This is a genomic window from Plantibacter flavus, from assembly GCF_002024505.1.
In the GTDB taxonomy this organism is placed as follows: domain Bacteria; phylum Actinomycetota; class Actinomycetes; order Actinomycetales; family Microbacteriaceae; genus Plantibacter; species Plantibacter flavus_A.
This window is the reverse complement of record NZ_CP019402.1, coordinates 3,413,996-3,431,968: the sequence shown is the minus strand read 5'-3', so window position 1 is coordinate 3,431,968 and position 17,973 is coordinate 3,413,996. Positions and strand designations below refer to the sequence as shown.

General features: G+C 70.9%; 18 protein-coding genes. 10 read left to right on the top strand and 8 right to left on the bottom strand.

The features are described 5' to 3' along the window. The first annotated feature begins 24 nt into the window (after positions 1 to 24). The 3 genes from BWO91_RS15710 to BWO91_RS15700 all read left to right on the top strand — a co-directional run bounded on the left by BWO91_RS15710 (position 25) and on the right by BWO91_RS15700 (position 2,220). On the top strand, positions 25 to 639 hold the full coding sequence (locus tag BWO91_RS15710) for a GntR family transcriptional regulator (protein ID WP_167620516.1): 615 nt from the start codon (positions 25 to 27) through the stop codon (positions 637 to 639). A 121-nt stretch (positions 640 to 760) separates the two neighbouring features. Continuing rightward, complete coding sequence (locus tag BWO91_RS15705) at positions 761 to 1,552, top strand: aquaporin (protein ID WP_079003243.1); 792 nt, start codon at positions 761 to 763, stop codon at positions 1,550 to 1,552. Positions 1,553 to 1,710: 158 nt separating this feature from the next. Continuing rightward, positions 1,711 to 2,220 (top strand): hypothetical protein, encoded by a 510-nt coding sequence (locus tag BWO91_RS15700; RefSeq protein ID WP_071258790.1) that lies wholly within the window; start codon positions 1,711 to 1,713, stop codon positions 2,218 to 2,220. A gap of 101 nt (positions 2,221 to 2,321) precedes the next feature. Here BWO91_RS15700 and BWO91_RS15695 read toward each other — a convergent pair whose 3' ends face one another. The 3 genes from BWO91_RS15695 to BWO91_RS15685 form a co-directional block, all read right to left on the bottom strand. Beyond that, on the bottom strand, positions 2,322 to 2,531 hold the full coding sequence (locus BWO91_RS15695; RefSeq protein ID WP_064295701.1) for an antitoxin: 210 nt from the start codon (positions 2,529 to 2,531) through the stop codon (positions 2,322 to 2,324). Positions 2,532 to 2,647: 116 nt separating this feature from the next. Then, positions 2,648 to 3,436: a DUF305 domain-containing protein gene (locus BWO91_RS15690; RefSeq protein WP_205847539.1), complete on the bottom strand. Its 789-nt coding sequence runs from the start codon at positions 3,434 to 3,436 to the stop codon at positions 2,648 to 2,650. 4 nt (positions 3,437 to 3,440) lie between these two features. After that, complete coding sequence (locus BWO91_RS15685) at positions 3,441 to 4,145, bottom strand: DUF3105 domain-containing protein (RefSeq protein WP_071258792.1); 705 nt, start codon at positions 4,143 to 4,145, stop codon at positions 3,441 to 3,443. A 174-nt stretch (positions 4,146 to 4,319) separates the two neighbouring features. On the opposite strand from BWO91_RS15685, the gene BWO91_RS15680 reads away from it, so the two are divergent. Beyond that, the gene (locus BWO91_RS15680) at positions 4,320 to 5,564 is read left to right on the top strand and encodes an Nramp family divalent metal transporter (protein ID WP_079003241.1); all 1,245 of its coding nucleotides are present in this window, start codon (positions 4,320 to 4,322) and stop codon (positions 5,562 to 5,564) included. A gap of 81 nt (positions 5,565 to 5,645) precedes the next feature. On the opposite strand, the gene BWO91_RS15675 is transcribed toward BWO91_RS15680, so the two are convergent. Then, entirely contained in the window at positions 5,646 to 6,323 is a 678-nt protein-coding gene (locus BWO91_RS15675; protein ID WP_079003240.1) for a metal-dependent transcriptional regulator, read from the bottom strand. 170 nt (positions 6,324 to 6,493) lie between these two features. On the opposite strand from BWO91_RS15675, the gene BWO91_RS15670 reads away from it, so the two are divergent. The 6 genes from BWO91_RS15670 (at position 6,494) to BWO91_RS15645 (ending at position 13,090) form a co-directional block, all read left to right on the top strand. Beyond that, positions 6,494 to 6,802: a hypothetical protein gene (locus tag BWO91_RS15670; RefSeq protein ID WP_153303515.1), complete on the top strand. Its 309-nt coding sequence runs from the start codon at positions 6,494 to 6,496 to the stop codon at positions 6,800 to 6,802. A gap of 194 nt (positions 6,803 to 6,996) precedes the next feature. After that, positions 6,997 to 8,361: a cystathionine beta-synthase gene (locus BWO91_RS15665; RefSeq protein ID WP_064295706.1), complete on the top strand. Its 1,365-nt coding sequence runs from the start codon at positions 6,997 to 6,999 to the stop codon at positions 8,359 to 8,361. A gap of 132 nt (positions 8,362 to 8,493) precedes the next feature. Further along, the gene (locus BWO91_RS15660) at positions 8,494 to 9,672 is read left to right on the top strand and encodes a cystathionine gamma-synthase (RefSeq protein ID WP_079003238.1); all 1,179 of its coding nucleotides are present in this window, start codon (positions 8,494 to 8,496) and stop codon (positions 9,670 to 9,672) included. A 161-nt stretch (positions 9,673 to 9,833) separates the two neighbouring features. Beyond that, positions 9,834 to 11,339: an MFS transporter gene (locus BWO91_RS15655; RefSeq protein ID WP_240555543.1), complete on the top strand. Its 1,506-nt coding sequence runs from the start codon at positions 9,834 to 9,836 to the stop codon at positions 11,337 to 11,339. 180 nt (positions 11,340 to 11,519) lie between these two features. Next, complete coding sequence (locus BWO91_RS15650; protein ID WP_167620515.1) at positions 11,520 to 12,086, top strand: DUF1648 domain-containing protein; 567 nt, start codon at positions 11,520 to 11,522, stop codon at positions 12,084 to 12,086. Between the two features lie 116 nt (positions 12,087 to 12,202). Then, positions 12,203 to 13,090, top strand: coding sequence for a DarT ssDNA thymidine ADP-ribosyltransferase family protein (locus BWO91_RS15645; protein ID WP_079003236.1), 888 nt, complete (start codon positions 12,203 to 12,205; stop codon positions 13,088 to 13,090). A gap of 299 nt (positions 13,091 to 13,389) precedes the next feature. Here the strand turns inward: BWO91_RS15645 and BWO91_RS15640 are convergent, their stop codons facing one another. The 4 genes from BWO91_RS15640 to BWO91_RS15625 are packed head-to-tail and all read right to left on the bottom strand — an operon-like array spanning position 13,390 to position 17,808. Then, a complete protein-coding gene (locus tag BWO91_RS15640; protein WP_079003235.1) occupies positions 13,390 to 14,439 on the bottom strand; it encodes a LacI family DNA-binding transcriptional regulator in 1,050 nt (349 codons plus the stop codon). A gap of 59 nt (positions 14,440 to 14,498) precedes the next feature. After that, complete coding sequence (locus BWO91_RS15635) at positions 14,499 to 15,458, bottom strand: sugar phosphate isomerase/epimerase family protein (protein ID WP_079003234.1); 960 nt, start codon at positions 15,456 to 15,458, stop codon at positions 14,499 to 14,501. After that, positions 15,455 to 16,642, bottom strand: coding sequence for a dihydrodipicolinate synthase family protein (locus BWO91_RS15630; protein WP_071258808.1), 1,188 nt, complete (start codon positions 16,640 to 16,642; stop codon positions 15,455 to 15,457). Before BWO91_RS15630 ends, BWO91_RS15635 begins: the two co-directional genes overlap by 4 nt. Further along, complete coding sequence (locus tag BWO91_RS15625) at positions 16,639 to 17,808, bottom strand: Gfo/Idh/MocA family protein (RefSeq protein ID WP_079004014.1); 1,170 nt, start codon at positions 17,806 to 17,808, stop codon at positions 16,639 to 16,641. Before BWO91_RS15625 ends, BWO91_RS15630 begins: the two co-directional genes overlap by 4 nt. Between the last annotated feature and the right edge of the window lie 165 nt (positions 17,809 to 17,973).

The following is a 17,973-nucleotide window of genomic DNA, read 5'->3' as shown; positions in this document are numbered from 1 at the left end:
CGGCCGTCTCCCGCAGGTGAGTCCGTGACCGAGCGGATCCGCAACGCGATCTATGACGGGACGCTCGCCTCCGGTGAACTGCTCATCGAGGCGGAACTCCGGGAGTGGCTCGACGCTCCGAGCGAGGCGGTCCACGCAGCACTCCGGGAACTCGAGCGCGTCGGACTGGTCGAGACGGCACCGCAACGGCACACCCGTGTCGCGCAGCCACGCGCCGAGGATCGGACAGCCGTGCTGCAGACCCTCGGGGCGCTCGTCAGCGGCGTCGTCCGGGTCACCGTCCCGACCTTGACCCCGGGGCAGCGGGCCGAGCTCCTCGCGTTCGTCGAGCACACCATGACGACCGTGGCGGCGGAGGACGCCGACGCGCACGGCCGCTGCGTCTGGGGGCTCGTGGACCGGTTCCTGAAACACTGCGAGAACCCGGTCCTCGTCACGGCGACGAAGGACGTGATCGGCGCACTGATCTACCGCGTCGTGGCGACGCGGTCGGCTGAGACGGTCGACTGGTCGGATCTGCGCGTCGGGTACCCGCACCTCCGATCCGCGATCGCCTCGGGCGACGCCGTCGGCGCGGAGCTCGCGATCGAGCACATCTTCCGGCTCCAGGTCCCGCTCCAGGACCTGGAGGTGCACTGACGGACGGCGACATGCGGACCGCGGGCTGTCGCCGGTGGGACGCCTGGCAATAGTCTGCTGGTGACGCGGTGGCCGCGAGCCGACCGCGTCCACGTCGTCACCTCGAACGAGAAGAGTCCAGATGTCCTCCCCGGAAGTCCCACCCTCCGTCGAACCGACGACCGCGTCGCAGCTGCTCGCCGAGGTCGCGGGCACCTTCCTGCTCGTCTTCGGTCTCGTCGGGACGGCGACCTTCTCCGCGTTCTTCGGCGAAGAGACGTCGAACCCCCTGGGCGTCGGCTTCCTCGGGGTGGCGATCGCCCTCGGCCTCTCGGTGACCATCGCCGCCTACGCGTTCGGCCCCGTCTCCGGCGGGCACTTCAACCCGGCGGTGACGCTCGGGCTGGCCGCCGCCGGTCGGTTCCCCTGGCGTGCGACGTGGACGTTCATCCTCGCGCAGCTCGTCGGAGCGTTCCTCGGCGCACTGGCGGTCTTCGGCCTCGCGGCCGGCGGCCCGGCAGGATTCCTCGACAAGGCCGTCGCAAGCGGCTTCGTCTCGAACGGCTTCGGTGAGCTCTCGCCCGGCGGATTCGGACTCGTCTCGGCGATCGTCATCGAGGTCGTCATCACCGCCCTCTTCCTGTACGTCATCCTGGGCGTCACGCACACCCGGGCCGCCGCTGGCTTCGCGCCGATCGCCATCGGCGGCGCCCTCACGCTGTTCCTGTTGATCGCGATCCCGATCGACAACGGCTCGATCAACCCGGCGCGCTCCATCGCGACCGCCATCTTCGGCGGGGGCGACTGGCTCGCGCAGGTCTGGGTGTTCATCGTGTTCCCGATCATCGGCGCGCTGATCGCCGGATTCAGCTACCGGATCCTGTTCGAGGGGACCCGCCCGGCGGGTTCCCGACCGGTCGCGAACCGCAGCTGAGTCGTCTCCGGATCGCCCGCACCCCGTCCGCTCTTGCTGGACGGGGTGCGTCGTTTCGGGCCGGCACCCCGCGAACGCGGGCAACCCGCATTGGGGGACGCGCTTTCCACGGGCACCGAGCATGCTTGAGGTTCGAGCGCCGGAACCTTGGAGGGGCGATGACGATGACCGAACGCGACGCCCCCACGACCGCGTGGGTGGGTCCGCTGCAGGATGGCGGCAGCATGCCCGATGCGCCGCTCCCACCGGACGTCGCCTGGGAGCTCCTCCGGGAGGCGCTGGTCGAGGATTTCATCGACGACCTCCCGCGTCCGGTCCGGACGGCGGAACTCGCGGCCCGGCTCCATGTGAGCCGCGCGTCCCTCATGACCAACATCCGTCGTGGCAATGTCGTCGCGAACCGTCGCGCCGGCCGATGGGAGATCGACACCGTCGCCAGCCGCACCTACCTGCGGTCGGCCATCCTCAGCCTCGGTGAACGTCGTCGCGCGCTGAGCGGTGTCGATGAGGACCGCTCCGCGACCGTGCAACTGACGCTCAGCGGGCGCGCGTCAGAAGTGCTCTCGGACCTCATGCAGGACACGCACCTGTCCGCTCCGGAACTCGTGGCCATCGCGCTCGACCGGTTCCGGAGCAACCCCGTCGACGGCGGCGTCGAGGGCAGCTGACCGGCACGGAGTGACGATCGACCGCTGACCGCTGACCGCTGCAGACGCGAACGGCCGGGCTCCCGTCGGGACCCGGCCGTCACGCGTCTCGACCTGAGGGACTACTCGTTCCCGACGGCCTTGTCCGCGGCGTCGCGAGCGCTGTCGATCTGCCCGTCGAACTTGCCGCCGGTGACCTTCTTGGCCGCGTCGGCCACGGTGCCGAGGAGCTTGTCGCTGATGTCCTCGGCCTGCTCGCTCTTCAGGGCGTCCTTGACCTTGTTGTCGTTCAGGAATTCCTGAGCCTTCTTGGTGATGTCGTCCAGTGCCATCCGTCGCTCCTGTTCATCGGGCCCGTTCGGGCGTCGGGATCATTCTTCGCCGTCAGTCGGTGTTCTGGCTAGCCCCTTGTCGGAGCCCGCAGGTCGTCCGGGCGGTCGACGGGGCGTCAGCCGGCGAGGTCGACCGGTCCGCCCCGGTCGTCGAGCATGCCGGTCATGAGCTCGATCTCCGCCTGCTGGCTCGCGATCACCGCGCGCGTGAAGGCCAGCGCGGTCGCGTTCGTGGTCCGCGGCTGCAACGCCTCGGCCATCTCGACCGCGCCGCGGTGATGGGCGATCATCAGGGTCAGGAACACCCGCTCGGCCTGAACCCCGGACGCCGCCGTCAGCTGGTCGATCTGGGCGGGTGTGGCGAGGCCCGGCATCGGATCGCCCGGGGTGTGGGTGGACCCGGGGGTCGCCGAGTCGCCGCCGTGCGCATGTCCGCTCGCACCCGAGAGCGTGGGGAGCGTCATCCACGTCATGTCCGGCTGCCGTGAGCCCTGCGGCAGGTTCCACTGGACGAGCCAGTCGTACAACTGCCCGGACTGCTGCGCCTGGGTGGTCGCGATGTCGTACGCGAGGGTGCGAACGTCGACCGCGTCCGTCCGGTCGCGGATGATCATGGCGAGTTCCACGCCCTGGTTGTGGTGCACCTGCATGTCGCGCGAGAAGCCCGCCTCGGCGCTCGTCGTGGTGGGTGTCGGGTCGGCGAGCGTACTGAGCCGACCGACCGAGAAACCGATCGCCGCAGCGACCATGATCGCGACGACGGTCATCGCGGCGATGACGACGCGGGTCCGGCTGGAGCCGTCGGGGGAGCCCTGCGCCTCCCAGGCGGCGAGTTCCTCGTCGGTCACACCGCCGTCGGCCGGTTCACCGGTCGCCGGGGCGTCGGGGGTGCTCGCCGGGGTCAACGGATCAGACCTTGCCGGGACCGTCGATCGCGCCCGTGCAGGCCGCGCCGGGCTCCGGGACGTTGTTGCTCTTCCAGAACTCCTCGAAGAAGTCGGCGATGCGCGCGTCGCTCGCGTTGTTGACCTGCAGCTGGGAGTTCCAGCCGCTCAGCACGATCGGGGAGGGGAGGTCGGACTTCGGCGACAGGATGACGTACGTGGTGGGGAGCAGCTCCTTGAGCTTCGTGAGCTCCGCGTCGCTGAGGGACGGGTCGTAGGTGACCCAGATCGCACCGTGCTCGAGGGAGTGGACCGCGTTCTCGTTGGTCTGCTCCTCGGTGTAGACGCCGCAGTTCAGCCAGTACTGGTTGTGCGGACCACCTGCCGGCGGGTTCTGCGGGTAGTCGACCGTGCCCTCGACGTGCTCCGAGGTGTTCTGGAACAGTTGCACGCCCGCGATGTCCTGGCCGGTGCCGGTGCCGCCGCCGGGGTAGCTGGCGTTCTTGGGCAGGGTGAGGACGACACTCGTGATGAGGACGGCGATGACGGCCACGCCGCCGACGACAGCGGCCCAGATCCCGATGCGGCGGTTGCGGTTCTTCCGCTTCTGCGCCTGCTTGAACGCCGCGACCTTGGCCTGACGCTGGGCTTCGCGCTCCTGCTTCACGCTCTGCTGCTTGACGGCGGGCGGGACGGGGGTGTTCTTGGGGCGATCTGCTGCGGGGGTCACGGGGGCCTCTCGAAAAGTTGTATGCGTAACTATCGAACCAGATGTGCTTCCGGGGGCCGTTCCGGCGCCTGACGATGTGCAGTCGATTCTCAGCCTCATCCAAGCAGACGGCGGGTGAAACCAAGAGTTAGCCTCGTCTAACAAATGTAGCTCGGTGTTGCTAACATAGCCGACGTGACCACCGACCTCGCTGCTCCGACGACCCGCGCGCCCCGCGGACCGCGACTCCTGTTCCTGCTCGGACCCGCCTTCGTGGCGGCGATCGCCTACGTCGATCCCGGGAACGTCGCGGCGAACCTCACGGCGGGAGCCCAGTACGGCTACCTGCTGGTGTGGGTGCTCGTCGCCGCGAACGCGATGGCCGTGCTCGTCCAGTACCTCTCCGCCAAGCTCGGCCTCGTCACCGGGCAGAGCCTGCCCGAGTTGCTCGGCTCACGACTGCGAACCGGGCCGCGTCGGCTCTACTGGGCGCAGGCGGAGCTCGTCGCCGCCGCGACCGACCTCGCCGAGGTGATCGGCGGCGCCGTGGCGCTCCACCTGCTGTTCGGGATCCCGCTCGTGCTCGGCGGCGTCATCGTGGGGGTCTTCTCGATCGTGCTCCTCGCCGTGCAGAACTGGTACGGCCAGCGGCACTTCGAGTTCGCCATCCTGACGCTCCTCGCCGTCATCGCCGTCGGATTCCTCGCCGGCCTGTTCGTCAGTCCCGTCGACTGGGGTGCCGCGGCCGGAGGTATCGTGCCACGGTTCGAGGGCACGGCGACGGTCCTGCTCGCCGCGAGCATGCTCGGCGCGACGGTCATGCCGCACGCGATCTACCTCCACTCCTCGCTCAGCAGGGACCGGCACGGCGTCCAGACGAGTGACGGTGCCATCCGTCGGCTCATCGTGGCGACCCGCTGGGACGTCGCGGCGGCACTCGTCCTCGCCGGAGCGGTGAACATCGCGATGCTGCTGCTCGCGGCCGCATCGCTCGGCGGTGTCGACGGGACGGACTCGATCGAGGGCGCGCACGCGGCGATCACCGCCGCGCTCGGGCCCGTCATCGGCGTGATCTTCGCCATCGGGCTGCTCGCCTCCGGGCTCGCCTCGACCTCGGTGGGCGCCTACGCGGGAGCGGCGATCATGGGCGGGCTCCTCAAGGTGCGCATCCCGTTGCTCGCCCGACGGGTGATCACCCTCATCCCGGCGCTCGTCATCCTGGCGGCGGGTATCGACCCGACCACCGCGCTCGTGCTGAGCCAGGTGTTCCTCAGCCTCGGCATCCCCTTCGCGCTCATCCCGCTCGTGCGCTACACGGGCGACCGGCGGATCATGGGGGTCCATGTCGACCAGCTCGCCACCCGGGTGTTCGCCTGGGTCGTGGTCGCACTCATCGTCTCGCTGAACGTCGCGCTCATCGTGCTGACCTTCTTCGGGTGATCCGCCCGGCGGTTCATCCGCCCGAAGACGGGCGAACGAGCGCTCATCCGCCTGAAGACGGGCGAGAGGAGCTGCCGGCGATCAGGCGGCGACCGTCACCCAGACGGCATCGGCGGCGAGGCGGCCGAGCGTGAGGCGCGTGCCGGTCGCGGTGAGCCGGAGTTCGAGTTCGCCCGCGAACGCACGGTGGTCGTCGACGCTCAGTTCGGTGTCGAGGACGATGCCGAGGCTGCTCAGGTGTCGGAGGGTCTCCGGGTCGGCGTCCGAGATGCGGCACACCGTCAACGGGCTGTCGGACGGAGCCTCGTTCAACCGGACCGCGTCCGGGCGGTGCGGGGTGCCGTCGGCGGAGGGGATCGGGTCGCCGTGCGGATCGCGGATCGGGTGGCCGAGCGCGGCGTCGATGCGTTCGATCATCGTGTCGCTCGCCGCGTGCTCGAGGATCTCCGCCTCGTCGTGGACCTCGTCCCAGCCGTAGCCGAGCATCTCGACGAGGAAGGTCTCGATGAGTCGGTGCCGCCGCACCATCGCGACCGCATGCGCCTGCCCGGCGGGGGTGAGCTCGATGCTGCCGTAGGGCTCGTGCACGACGAGTCCCTGGGCGGCGAGTCGCTTCACCGCGTCGGAGGCGGTCGCGGGACGGACGCCCATGCGATCCGCGAGCAGCTTGACGGTGGCCGACTCGTCGGCCCACTCGGAGGTCGTCCAGATCGTCTTGAGGTAGTCCTGGGAGACGGTGGAGAGGCCGGAGACGGTCATGCCTCCAGTCTAGGGAGCAGGTGCGCGTCCATCATGCGTCCTTCGGAAGGCCACCGGGTGTTCACGCCCGCCTGGCAGAATGGGCTCCGGCACCCCCGAACGGGGCACCCGGCTGCTACGGTCGAGTCCTCGCACCCGCGAACACCGATCCATCCGACGAGAAGGGCCACGTGATGTCCCAGGCGCTGCGCACCTCGACCGCACGGCTCGGATCCGGCGCGCGTGCCACGCTCGAACTCGTCGCCGCCGCGATGGCGGGCGAAGGCCACCTGGAGGCACCCGGGGCGGACGGGACACCCCGTCGTCGCCCGGTCGAGCTCGTGTTGCGCCGGCTCCCGGCGCTCCTCGCGGTGCTGCTGCTCGCCGCGGTCGTGCTCACGGTCATCGGTGTCCTCATGGTGCTGACCCTCGCCGTCCGGCTGGTGGTCTCGGCTGTCTCGGCACTCGGTCCGCGGCAGCGACTCGTCGTGATCCACTGACGCCGGATCGGCCCCGTCATCCGGCTGCGTTCCCTGCACTCGCCGGGTAGGGTGGTCTGCATGCGTCTCCGCCTGTCGTGTTCCTGCTGTCCCCGCTGAACCGTCCCTGCCGGGATGCCGCCTCAGCCGCCCCAGCCATCCGGTGACGCACGCGAGAGTCGTGCGGTGACGCACCACAGGAACAGATTGCAGACATGAACTACGCAGACTCCGTGCTCGATCTCATCGGGAACACGCCCCTCGTCAAGCTCAACCGGGTCACCGAGGGCATCGCGGCCACCGTGCTCGTCAAGGTGGAGTACCTCAACCCGGGCGGCTCCTCGAAGGACCGCATCGCCACGCGTATCATCGACGCCGCCGAGGCGTCGGGCGACCTCAAGCCGGGCGGCACGATCGTCGAGCCGACCTCCGGCAACACCGGAGTCGGCCTCGCCCTCGTCGCCCAGCAGCGCGGGTACCGCTGCGTGTTCGTCCTGCCCGACAAGGTCGGCGAGGACAAGCGGAACGTGCTCACCGCCTACGGTGCGGAGATCGTGGTGACGCCGACCTCGGTCGCTCCCGACAGCCCCGACTCCTACTACAGCGTGTCCGACCGCCTCACCGCCGAGATCCCGGGGGCGTTCAAGCCCAACCAGTACGCGAACCCGAACGGGCCGCGCAGCCACTACGAGTCGACCGGTCCCGAGATCTGGCGCGACACCGAGGGCGAGATCACCCACTTCGTCGCGGGCGTCGGCACCGGAGGCACCATCTCCGGGACGGGCAAGTACCTCAAGGAGGTCTCCGAGGGCGGCGTGCGCATCATCGGTGCGGACCCGGAGGGCTCGGTCTACTCCGGCGGCACCGGTCGCCCGTACCTCGTCGAGGGCGTCGGCGAGGACTTCTGGCCGACCGCCTACGACCCCTCCATCCCCGACGAGATCATCGCCGTCACCGACGCCGAGTCGTTCGCGATGACGCGTCGCCTTGCCCGCGAGGAGGGACTGCTCGTGGGCGGCTCCAGCGGCATGGCGGTCCAGGCCGCCCTCGTCGCGGCGCGCGACCTCCCGGCGTCGGCCGTGGTCGTCGTCCTCCTGCCCGACGGCGGGCGTGGCTACCTCGGCAAGATCTTCAACGACTCCTGGCTGCAGTCCTACGGCTTCAGCGAGGTCGCCGACGACCGCACCGTGGGCGACATCCTCCGCGGCAAGGGCTCGGAGATGCCGGACCTCGTGCACGTGCACCCGAGCGACACCGTCCGCGACGTCGTCGACATCATGACCGAGTACGGCGTCTCCCAGCTCCCGGTGCTGAGCGCCGAGCCGCCCGTGGTGATGGGCGAGGTCGTCGGTGCGATCGACGAGGCGAGCCTCATGGACGCCGTCTTCAGCGGCGCGGCCAAGATGAACGACGCCGCGAGCGCGTTCGTCGGCGACCCGCTGCCGCTCATCGGCCTCGGTGAGTCCATCCCGGCGGCGCGCGCGGCGCTCGGTTCCGCCCCGGCGTTCCTCGTCACCGATGGCGGCAAGCCGATCGGCGTCATCACGCGGCACGACCTCCTCACCTACCTGGCGGGTTGAGCGTGGGCGGCATGCAGGTCGTGTGGGCGGAGTCGGGGCGATGTCCCGACCGCGCCCGACCCCGGTGACCGGGCCAGTCCGACCGGTCGCCCACCCGACACCTCCCCGAATCCTGAACCGAAAGAGTCACCCATGAGCAAGCACGACCACGGCTTCGCCACCCGCAGCATCCACGCCGGACAGGAGTTCGACCCCACCACCGGGGCGATCATCCCGCCGATCTACCAGACGTCGACCTTCGTCCAGGACGGCGTGGGTGGGCTCCGCGGCGGCTACGAGTACAGCCGCTCCGCCAACCCGACCCGCACGGCACTCGAGACGCAGCTCGCCGCCCTGGAAGGCGCGAAGCACGGCTTCTCCTTCGCCTCCGGCCTCGCCGCCGAGGACGCGCTCATCCGCACGGCGCTCCGCCCCGGCGACCACATCGTCATCGGGAACGACGTCTACGGCGGCACCTACCGGCTGATCAACCGGGTGCACGGCGCCTGGGGGATCGAGCACACGGTCGTGGACCTCGGCAACCTCGCCGCCGTCGAAGCGGCGATCATCCCGGGCCGCACGAAGCTGCTGTGGGTCGAGACGCCGAGCAACCCGCTCATGAAGATCAGCGACATCGCGGCCCTCGCGGCCCTCGCGCACCGCCACGAGGTGCTCTCCGTGGTGGACAACACCTTCGCCTCGCCGGCGTTGCAGCAGCCGCTCTCGCTCGGGGCCGACATCGTCGTGCACTCGACGACCAAGTACCTCGGCGGACACTCCGACGTCCTCGGCGGCGCCATCATCATGAACGACGACGAGCTCGCCGAGCAGCTCGGCTTCGTCCAGTTCGCCGCCGGCGCGGTCTCGGCCCCGCTCGACGCGTGGCTCACGACGCGTGGCATCAAGACCCTCGCGGTGCGCATGCGTCAGCACAGCGCGAACGCGCAGGCGATCGCGGAGTTCCTCGACGGCCACGCCGCCGTCGAGCGCGTCTACTACCCGGGCCTCGAGAGCCACCCCGGTCACGAGCTCGCCGCCCGCCAGATGTCCGGCTTCGGCGGCATGCTGTCGCTCGCGCTCGTCGGTGGCCCGGCTGCAGCCACGCGCCTGGTCGAGAAGACGAAGCTGTTCGCACTCGCCGAGTCGCTCGGCGGCGTCGAGTCGCTCATCGGCCTGCCGGCGCAGATGACGCACGCCTCGGTGAAGGGCACGGAGCTGGCTGTCCCCGAGAACGTCGTCCGGCTGTCGGTCGGCATCGAGGACGTCGCCGACCTCATCGCCGACCTCGACCGCGCGCTCGCGAAGGTCCTGAAGGCGAGCGCCAAGCACTAGCGGGCCGTTCCGGCCCGTTCGCAATTCAGGACGGCTGCGGCGCGCCCTGCGCCCGAGCCCGTCGATCGGCGACGGCGCGCCGGGCACGTCCTGAATGGTGAACGGGCAGGGGTTCGTCAGCGCTTGACCTCAAGTCGCATTGAGGTTCTAGGCTCGGACTCGTGACCACAGCGACGACCCCCGAGCCCGCGATCGGAGCCGACCCGACGCCCCGCGACCGCGGGATCTTCAGCCGCCGGTTCGTCCTCGTCACCATCGGTGCGTGCGCGCTCGTGTTCCTCGGCGCCTTCGAGTCCCTCGCCGTCACGACGATCATGCCGCTCGTGAGTGGCGAGCTCGGCGGCGAGCAGCTCTACGCGCTCGCCTTCGCCGGCCCGCTCGCCGTCAGCGTCATCGGCATGGTCGCCGCGGGCTCGGTCGCCGACCGCCTCGGTCCGGTCCAGCCGCTGCTCGCCTCCGTCGTCCTGTTCCTCGTCGGACTCCTCCTGGCCGGAACCGCGACCACCATGTGGGCCGTCGTCGCCGGACGCCTCGTCCAGAGCCTCGGTTCGGGAGCGATGACCGTCGCCCTGTACGTCCTCGTCGCCCGCATCTACCCACCGGCCCTGCACCCGCGGATCTTCGCAGGGTTCGCGGCCGCCTGGGTCGTCCCCTCCCTGATCGGGCCGTTCCTCGCCGGCGTGGTCGCCGAGCGGTTCAGCTGGCACTGGGTCTTCCTCGGCGTGGTCGGGCTCGTGGTCGTGGCGACGCTCCTCCTCCTGCCGGCGCTCCGGATGCTGCGCGCGTCCGCAACCGAACGCGCCGAGCGGCAGGCCGCCGAGCTGCAGTCGGCGGAGGACGGTGGCGAGGCGGCCACCGTCGCGCGGACGGGCGCGGAGCTGCGTCGGCTCGGGTGGGCGGTGCTCGTCGCGGCCGCGGTCCTCGCGGTCAACCTCTCGACGGAGTTCTCGGGATGGACCGCGTGGGCGCTGCCGATCGTCGGCGCGGTCGTCGCGATCCTCGCCCTCCGACCACTCATCCCGCTCGGCACGCTCACCGCGCGCCGAGGGCTCCCGACGGTCATCCTGGTGCGCGGACTGACCTCCGCCGCGTTCTTCGGCGCCGAGGTGTACGTGCCCTACCTGCTGACCCGCGAGCACGGGCTCACGCCGGCGCTCGCCGGACTCGCGCTCACCGGTGGAGCGATCGCGTGGTCGCTGTCGTCCTGGTTGCAGGGGCGCCTCGGGGACCGGCTGTCGAATGCGAACGCCGTGCAGATCGGGTCGTCACTCGTCGCGGTCGCCGTCGCGATCGCCCTGTCCGCCGCCCTCGTCGGCCTGCCGCCGGTGGTACCGATCGTCGCCTGGGTGGTGAGTGGTGGCGGGATGGGCCTCATGTTCCCGCGACTCAGCGTGATGACGCTCGCCTACTCCGACGAGCGCTCGCAGGGCTTCAACAGTGCGGCGATGTCGATCGGCGACGCGATCGGCGGTGCCCTCGCGCTCGCGGCGACCGGGCTGGCGTTCACGGCGCTCGACGGCTCGGGGGCGTTCGCCGGGCTGAGCTGGATCGCTCCCGGCGGGGTCGCGTTCGCCGGATGCTTCGCGATCGCGCTGGTCGCCGGTGTCGCGGCGGTCGTCGTCGCGCGTCGGGTGAGCCGACCAGCGGAGCCAGGCGTGACCGGGTGAGCCGAGACACCGTCGCCTGGGTAGTGCTGCGGTGCGTGGGGGGTAGCGTCGCCCACGCATCGCTGCAGTGTCCAGGCGGCGGACTCGCGCTCGAGCGCCGCGCACCGGGTATGATTGATGCAGATATTCCGCGGGTCACGACATGCGTCATCGGTGGCGCTCGCCCAGACGAGGAGCGCCATGCAGGACCCGACGACCACTCGCCCGGAGCAAACCGTTCGCCGGACGCCGGTCTGGCCGCATCTCGTCGCTCTCGTCATCGTCGCGGCGACGCTGGTCGTCGGCCTGGCGGTGTATCCGTCTGCACCGGATCCGATGCCGGTGCACGTCGACGCCGAACTCCAGCCGGACACCTGGGCGGCCAAGAGCCTCGGCGGGTTCCTGCTGCCGGTCATCATCGGCGCCGCGGTCGTGGCGGTCTTCTGGATCATCGCCGCGTGCCTGCCGCTCGCCGGAACGACCCGATCGGAGGACGGCCCCCACCCACCGGCCGCTGCATCGACGTGGTCCACGCAACTGTCGCCTCGTCCGGAGGTGAGGGCCGCCACGTTGGACGCCAGCGCGCGACTGCTGGGGGATCTGACGATCGCGACCGCCGCATTCATCGCCGTCGTCGCGCTCACCACCTGGCTCGGCGTGCCCGCGTGGATGGCGCCCTGGCTGCTCCCGGTGCTGATGGCGGTGTTCTTCGGCTCGCTCGCCGTCTCGTGCGTCCGGGTGTTGCGGGCGCAGCGCGGTCTCGTTTGACGGCGCCAGCGTGCATGAGGGGTGCCGAAGCCGCGTACCCTTGATGCGTACGTCTCGGCTCGTCCCCCCAGTGACCCGCTCCTCGTGTCTCGGAGCCGGACTGCAGAAGGACTCTCTTGAGCGACGAATGCAAACACGGTTTCGACAACGGCCTCTGCGCGACCTGCTTCCCGCCGCCGCCCCGCGAGGTGCCGGTCGCTGAACCACCCGCTCCCAAGGTCCGTCGGTCGACGGTCGCCCCCTCGCTCCGCGAGCCGGCGCCGACCCGCGTGCGGACCGCCGCCACCACGAAGACGGTGACGAAGGCGGCAGCCGCCCTGCCCGTCGTGCGCGTCGGCGAGCAGCGGCTGTACCACGTCACCCACATCCGCAACCTCGAGCGCATCCTCGAGGCCGGCAGCATCCTGCCGGTGGCGTCACCGGCGCTCCCCGACGGGCCGGTCGTCGACATCGCCGCCGCGAGCCACCGCGAAGCGAGACGCACGATGGTCCTCGCCGGCACCGACGACCTCACGCCGGCCGACTTCGTCCCGTTCTTCCTGACCCCGGACGCCGACCTCTGGGCGGGCATCCGCGCGGGTGAGCACGACGTCCGTCTGTCCGCCGAGGCGCTCGCGTCATCGGTCAACGACTACGTGGTGCTCGTCACCACCATCGACGGCGCAGCCGTGCACCCGGGCGAGTTCGACGCCGACACCGGTCGACCCTCCCGGGCACGCGTCGTGGTCGCCGACGGTGACGCGTCCCACGTGCTCACGAGCATCGGCGCCAACGCGATGACCGCCGACCGCATGGTGCAGCGCTTCGCGACCGACGATGACCCCGCGGCCCTCCGCCGCGCCGAGGTGCTCGTCGCCGACGCCGTCCCGTTCGACCGCGTCACCGTGATCGGCGTCGCGACGGTCAACGTCCGCGAGCACGTCAAGCGACTCGTCGCCGGCGCCGGCCACCGCACCAAGGTCGCCGCCTACACCCCCTGGTTCCAAGAGCACGTCGCCGACTAGGCGAAGCCTCACCGCGTTCACAACTCCTGCTGGACGGCACCGGAACCCGGCTGCCGGCGCGGTGTCAGGCGGCCTTGCCACCCTCAGCAGGAGTTGTGCGCGGGAACGAGTGCGCACCTCGGCTGTGCGGAGGCGAACGTGTCCCCTGCCGAGGACACCAGGCTCAGGGCGTGCTGCTGTCCGCAACTCCTGCTGCATGGCCCCAGGGCCACTGAGTCGGACGCTGCACGCCCCGATCGGGGCGAGCTGCAGGAGTTGTGCCCCGGTGAACGCCCCGGGGGAGGAGACGGACTGGCGAGTCAGGCGCGCGCGGGCGTGCTCTCGCGGAGGAGGACCGTCGCGCCGACGGGCTCCGTCGTCGAGCTGTCCGTCGCCGGGTCCAGCGCCAGCCGCACCGCGTGCTCACCGACCGCCTCGAGCGGCACGGCGACCGTGGTGAGCGCGGGGGTGACGTCGCGGGAGGTGGCGATGTCGTCGTACCCGGCGACCGCGAGGTCCTCGGGAAGTCGGAGTCCGGCCGCGCGGAACGCCGACATCGCGCCGATCGCCATCACGTCGTTGACGGCGAAGATCAGGTCGACGTCGTCGAGTCCCAGCTGCAGGAGCTCGGCGGCCCCCTGGCGCCCGCCGTCGCGGGTGAACTCGGCCCGGACGATCCTCGACGGGTGGATCGCGATGCCGTGTTCGGCCAAGCCCTCGGCGAACCCGCTCACGCGCTCCCGGGAGGTGAGCAGGCGGTCGTCGCCGGCGATGACGGCGAAGCGGCGGTACCCGGCACCGACGAGCTCCCGGGCGAGCTCGCGGGCACCGGTCGCGTTGCCGAGCTGCACCGTTGCGAACGGGAGCGTCCGCTGCGAGACGAGGACGACGCGTCCGCCCGTGGACTCGTAGGCCGCGAGCTCATCCGACAGTCGGTGCTCCGAAGCGACCACGTCCCAGCGACTACCCGTCAGGATGATGGCGCGTGGCCGTTGTCCGCGGAGCACCCGCACGAGTTCGAGTTCGCGCTCGTGGTCGCGGTGCGTGACGGCCATGGTCGTGGCGATGCGTTGCTCGTCGGCCGCGCGGATGGCCCCGGCCGCGATGGACGAGAAATACGGGTCGGCGATGTCGCTGACGAGCAGCGAGATCGTCGACGACAGGCCCTTCGCGACGGCCTGGGCCGACAGGTTCGGCGTGTAGTTCAGCCGGAGTGCGGCGTCGAGGACCCGCCGACGGAACGTCTCGTTGACCGTCCGCGTGCTCCCGTTGAGCGCGCGCGACGCGGTGGCGAGGGAGACCCCCGCCTCACGGGCGACGTCGTGCAGCGTCGGTGGGACCGGCGTCGACCGGTGCTCGTCGACCGACATGGCGCTCCTTCGTACTGGCGGCTGCTGAGACACACTCTGCCACAGGGCGGCCGCGGCGATCAGGCGTGGTGGATCGCGTCGTCGTCGTGGTCGAGGTGCGGGACGACCGTCGCCCGGAACGCGTCGACGGTGCGATCGACCACCTGCTGGAACGGGCTGTCCCAGATGTCCTGGTTGAAGAGCTCGACCTCGATGTCACCCGTGTAGCCCGCCGCCTCGACGGCACGGGTGAGCGAGCCGAAGTCGACGACGCCGTCACCCGGATAGTGCCGGGAGAGGAGGACGTCCGCGGCGAGCGGTGTCGCCCAGTCGCACGCCTGGTAGCTGGAGATCCGACCGGTCGCACCAGCGCGGGCGATCTGCTCGAGCACCTGCGGGTCCCACCAGATGTGGAAGGTGTCGACGACCACCCCGACGGCCTCCGGAGCGAACTGCTCGGCGATGTCGAGGGCCTGACCGAGGGTCGAGACGACCGCGCGGTCCGAGGCGTACATCGGATGCAACGGCTCGACGGCGAGCTGCACGCCGGACTCGAGGGCGTGGTCGGTGAGCTCGCCGATCGCGTCGCGGACGAGTTCGCGGGCGCCGAGGAGGTCGCGGGACCCGGCCGGGAGGCCGCCGACCACGAGGACGAGGGCCGGAGCGCCGAGGGCGGCGGCCTCGTCGATCGCGATCCGGTTGTCGTCGATCGACGTCCGGCGAGCCGACCCCTCGGGCATGGTGAAGAAGCCACCACGGCACAGGCTGGAGACACGCAGGCCGCTGTCCGTCAGGAGGCTCGCCGAGGCGGCGACGCCGTACTCCTGCACCGGCTCGCGCCAGGCGCCGAAGCTCGTGACGCCGGCCGCGGTGACGGCCGCGACCGCCTCCGGGAGGGTGGCGTACTTGATCGTGGCCTGGTTGACCGAGAGCCGCGGGTGCGGGGTGGTGCTGCCGCCCGCCGGTCCCTGAGTCTGTCCCGCCGGTCCCTGACCCTGTCCCGCCGGTCCCTGAGCTTGTCGAAGGGCGGTGGTGCTCATCGGGTTCCTCCCGCAGCGGTCAGCGTGCCGACGACACCGGCCGTGCGCAGCAGGCCCGTCCAGCGCTCGGCGGCGAGTTCCGGGTGTTCGAGCGCGCCGGCCGCGTCGGCGAGGCGCACGATCTCCGACAGGTGCGGCAGGCTCCGGGCTGCGTGCAGGCCGCCGACCATCGAGAACGCCGGCTGGTGACCGTTCAACCAACTGAGGAAGGCGATACCCGTCTTGTAGTAGTAGGTCGGCGCGGCGAAGATCTGGCGCGACAGGGCCTCGGTCGGTCGGAGGATCCGCTCGTAGGCGGCCGGGTCGCCGGCGTCGAGCGCCTGGATCGCGGCGGAGGCGGCCGGGGCGATCGCGGTGAACGCCCCGAGCAGGGCGTCGGAGTGTCCGACGGCGTCACCGGCGATGAGATCGACGTAGTTGAAGTCGTCCCCGGTGAACATCGTCGTGCCGGCCGGGAGGCGACGCCGGACGGCGATCTCCGCATCGGCGTCGAGAAGACTCATCTTGACTCCGGCGACGTGGTCGACGTGGTCGGTCATGATGCGCAGCAGGGTGTCCGAGGCTTCGGCGACGTCGCTTGCGCCGAAGTAGCCCTCGAGGCTCGGGTCGAACGCCGTGCCGAGCCAGTGCAGGACCACGGGCGCCTGCGCCGCCGACAGGACCCGGTCGTAGACGCGACGGTAGTCGTCGGCGGACTGAGCGGCCCTCGCAAGGTGTCGGCTGGCCATGATCACGGTCCCGGCGCCCGCGTCCTCGGCGAACGCGAGTTGTCCGAGGTAGGCGTCGGCGACCGCGTCGAGTGAGACGGTCTCGTCGCTGAGGTGGTCGGTGTTGACACCGACGACGAGCGCACCGCCGACGGAGGCGGCCTCCGCGGCGCTCCGGGTGATCAGCTCGCGCGTGGCGGTGGTGTCGAGTCCCATGTTCCGCTGGGCGGTGTCCATCGCGTCCGCGACGCCGAGGCCGTACGACCACACATGGTGGCGGTAGGCGAGCGTCGCGTCCCAGTCGAGCTCGGCCGGCGCACCCGGCACGTTCTCCGCCCAAGGCTTCGGGACGACGTGCGCGGCGGCGTAGGCGGTGCGGCTCGTCAGGGGAGTGGTCGGGCGCTCGGCCACGACGGGCTCGCGGAGCTCCAGCGCGGTGACCGTGCCGTCGGTCGAGAGCAGCGGGACGGACGTCATCGTGCGACCGAGGCCTCGAGCGACGCCAGCTCCTCGTCCGCGCCGGGGGTGTCGCTCGTGCCTCCGAGCCTCACCTCGGGCAGGTCGAGGCGGCGGCCGGTGCGCGAGCTCTCGAGGCCGAGCTCGGCGAGCAGGACGCCGCGCGCACCGGCGAGCAGGTCGTACTCGTAGGGGCCGTCCTCGACGACGTGGCGCAGGAACTCCTCCCACTGCGTCTTGAACCCGTTCTCGAACACGTCGTTCGTCGGCACGTCCTGCCAGTCGCCCGCGTAGTCGTGGTCGTCGGCGAGGTCGGGGTTCCACACCGGCTTCGGGGTGACGTTCCGCGGCTGCACCTTGCAGCCGAAGAGGCCCGCCACCGCGGAGCCATGCGTGCCGTCGACCTGGAACTGCACGAGCTCGTCGCGGTCGACGCGGACCGTCCAGCTGGAGTTGAGCTGGGCGATCACGCCGCCCTCGAGCTCGAAGACCCCGTAGGCGGCGTCGTCCGCGGTGGCCGCGTAGGCCTCGCCCCGCTCGTCGAAGCGCTCGGGGATGTGCGTCGTGGCCTTCGCGTACACGGACTCGACCCGACCGAAGAGGTTCTCGAGCACGTAGCTCCAGTGCGGGAACATGTCGACGACGATGCCGCCGCCGTCCTCGGCCCGGTAGTTCCAGCTCGGGCGCTGCGCCGGCTGCCAGTCGCCCTCGAACACCCAGTAGCCGAACTCGCCACGGACGGAGAGGATCCGACCGAAGAAGCCCGAGTCGATGAGGCGCTTGAGCTTGCGCAGCCCCGGCAGGTAGAGCTTGTCGTGCACGACGCCGTTCTTCACGCCCGCCTCGGCGGCGAGGCGCGCGAGTTCCAGCGCCTCCTCGAAGGACTCCGCCGTCGGCTTCTCCGTGTAGATGGTCTTGCCGGCCGCGATCGCCTTGCGCAGCGCTGTCGCGCGGGCCTTCGTGACGAGGAAGTCGGCGTAGACGTCCCAGCGGGGGTCGGCGAGGACCGCGTCGAGGTCGGTCGAGGTGTGCTCGATGCCGTGCCGTGTGGCGAGCTCGTCCAGGGTCGCCTGGTTGCGGCCGACGAGGATCAACTCGATCTGGCGGCGCGTGCCGTCGGACAGCTGCACGCCGCCCTGCTCCTGGATGGCCAGCAGCGACCGCACGAGGTGCTGCCGGTAGCCCATGCGCCCGGTGGCGCCGTTGACGATGATCCCGATGGTCTGCTCTGACACGGTGGCTCTCCCTCTGGTTCGTGTTCCGGTCCCGGCGGCCGCGACTCGTCCGGAAAGCGTTTACCGGGTCACTGTAGAACGGCGTGCGGGGCCAAGGCAAGGGTTCGAACCGATTCG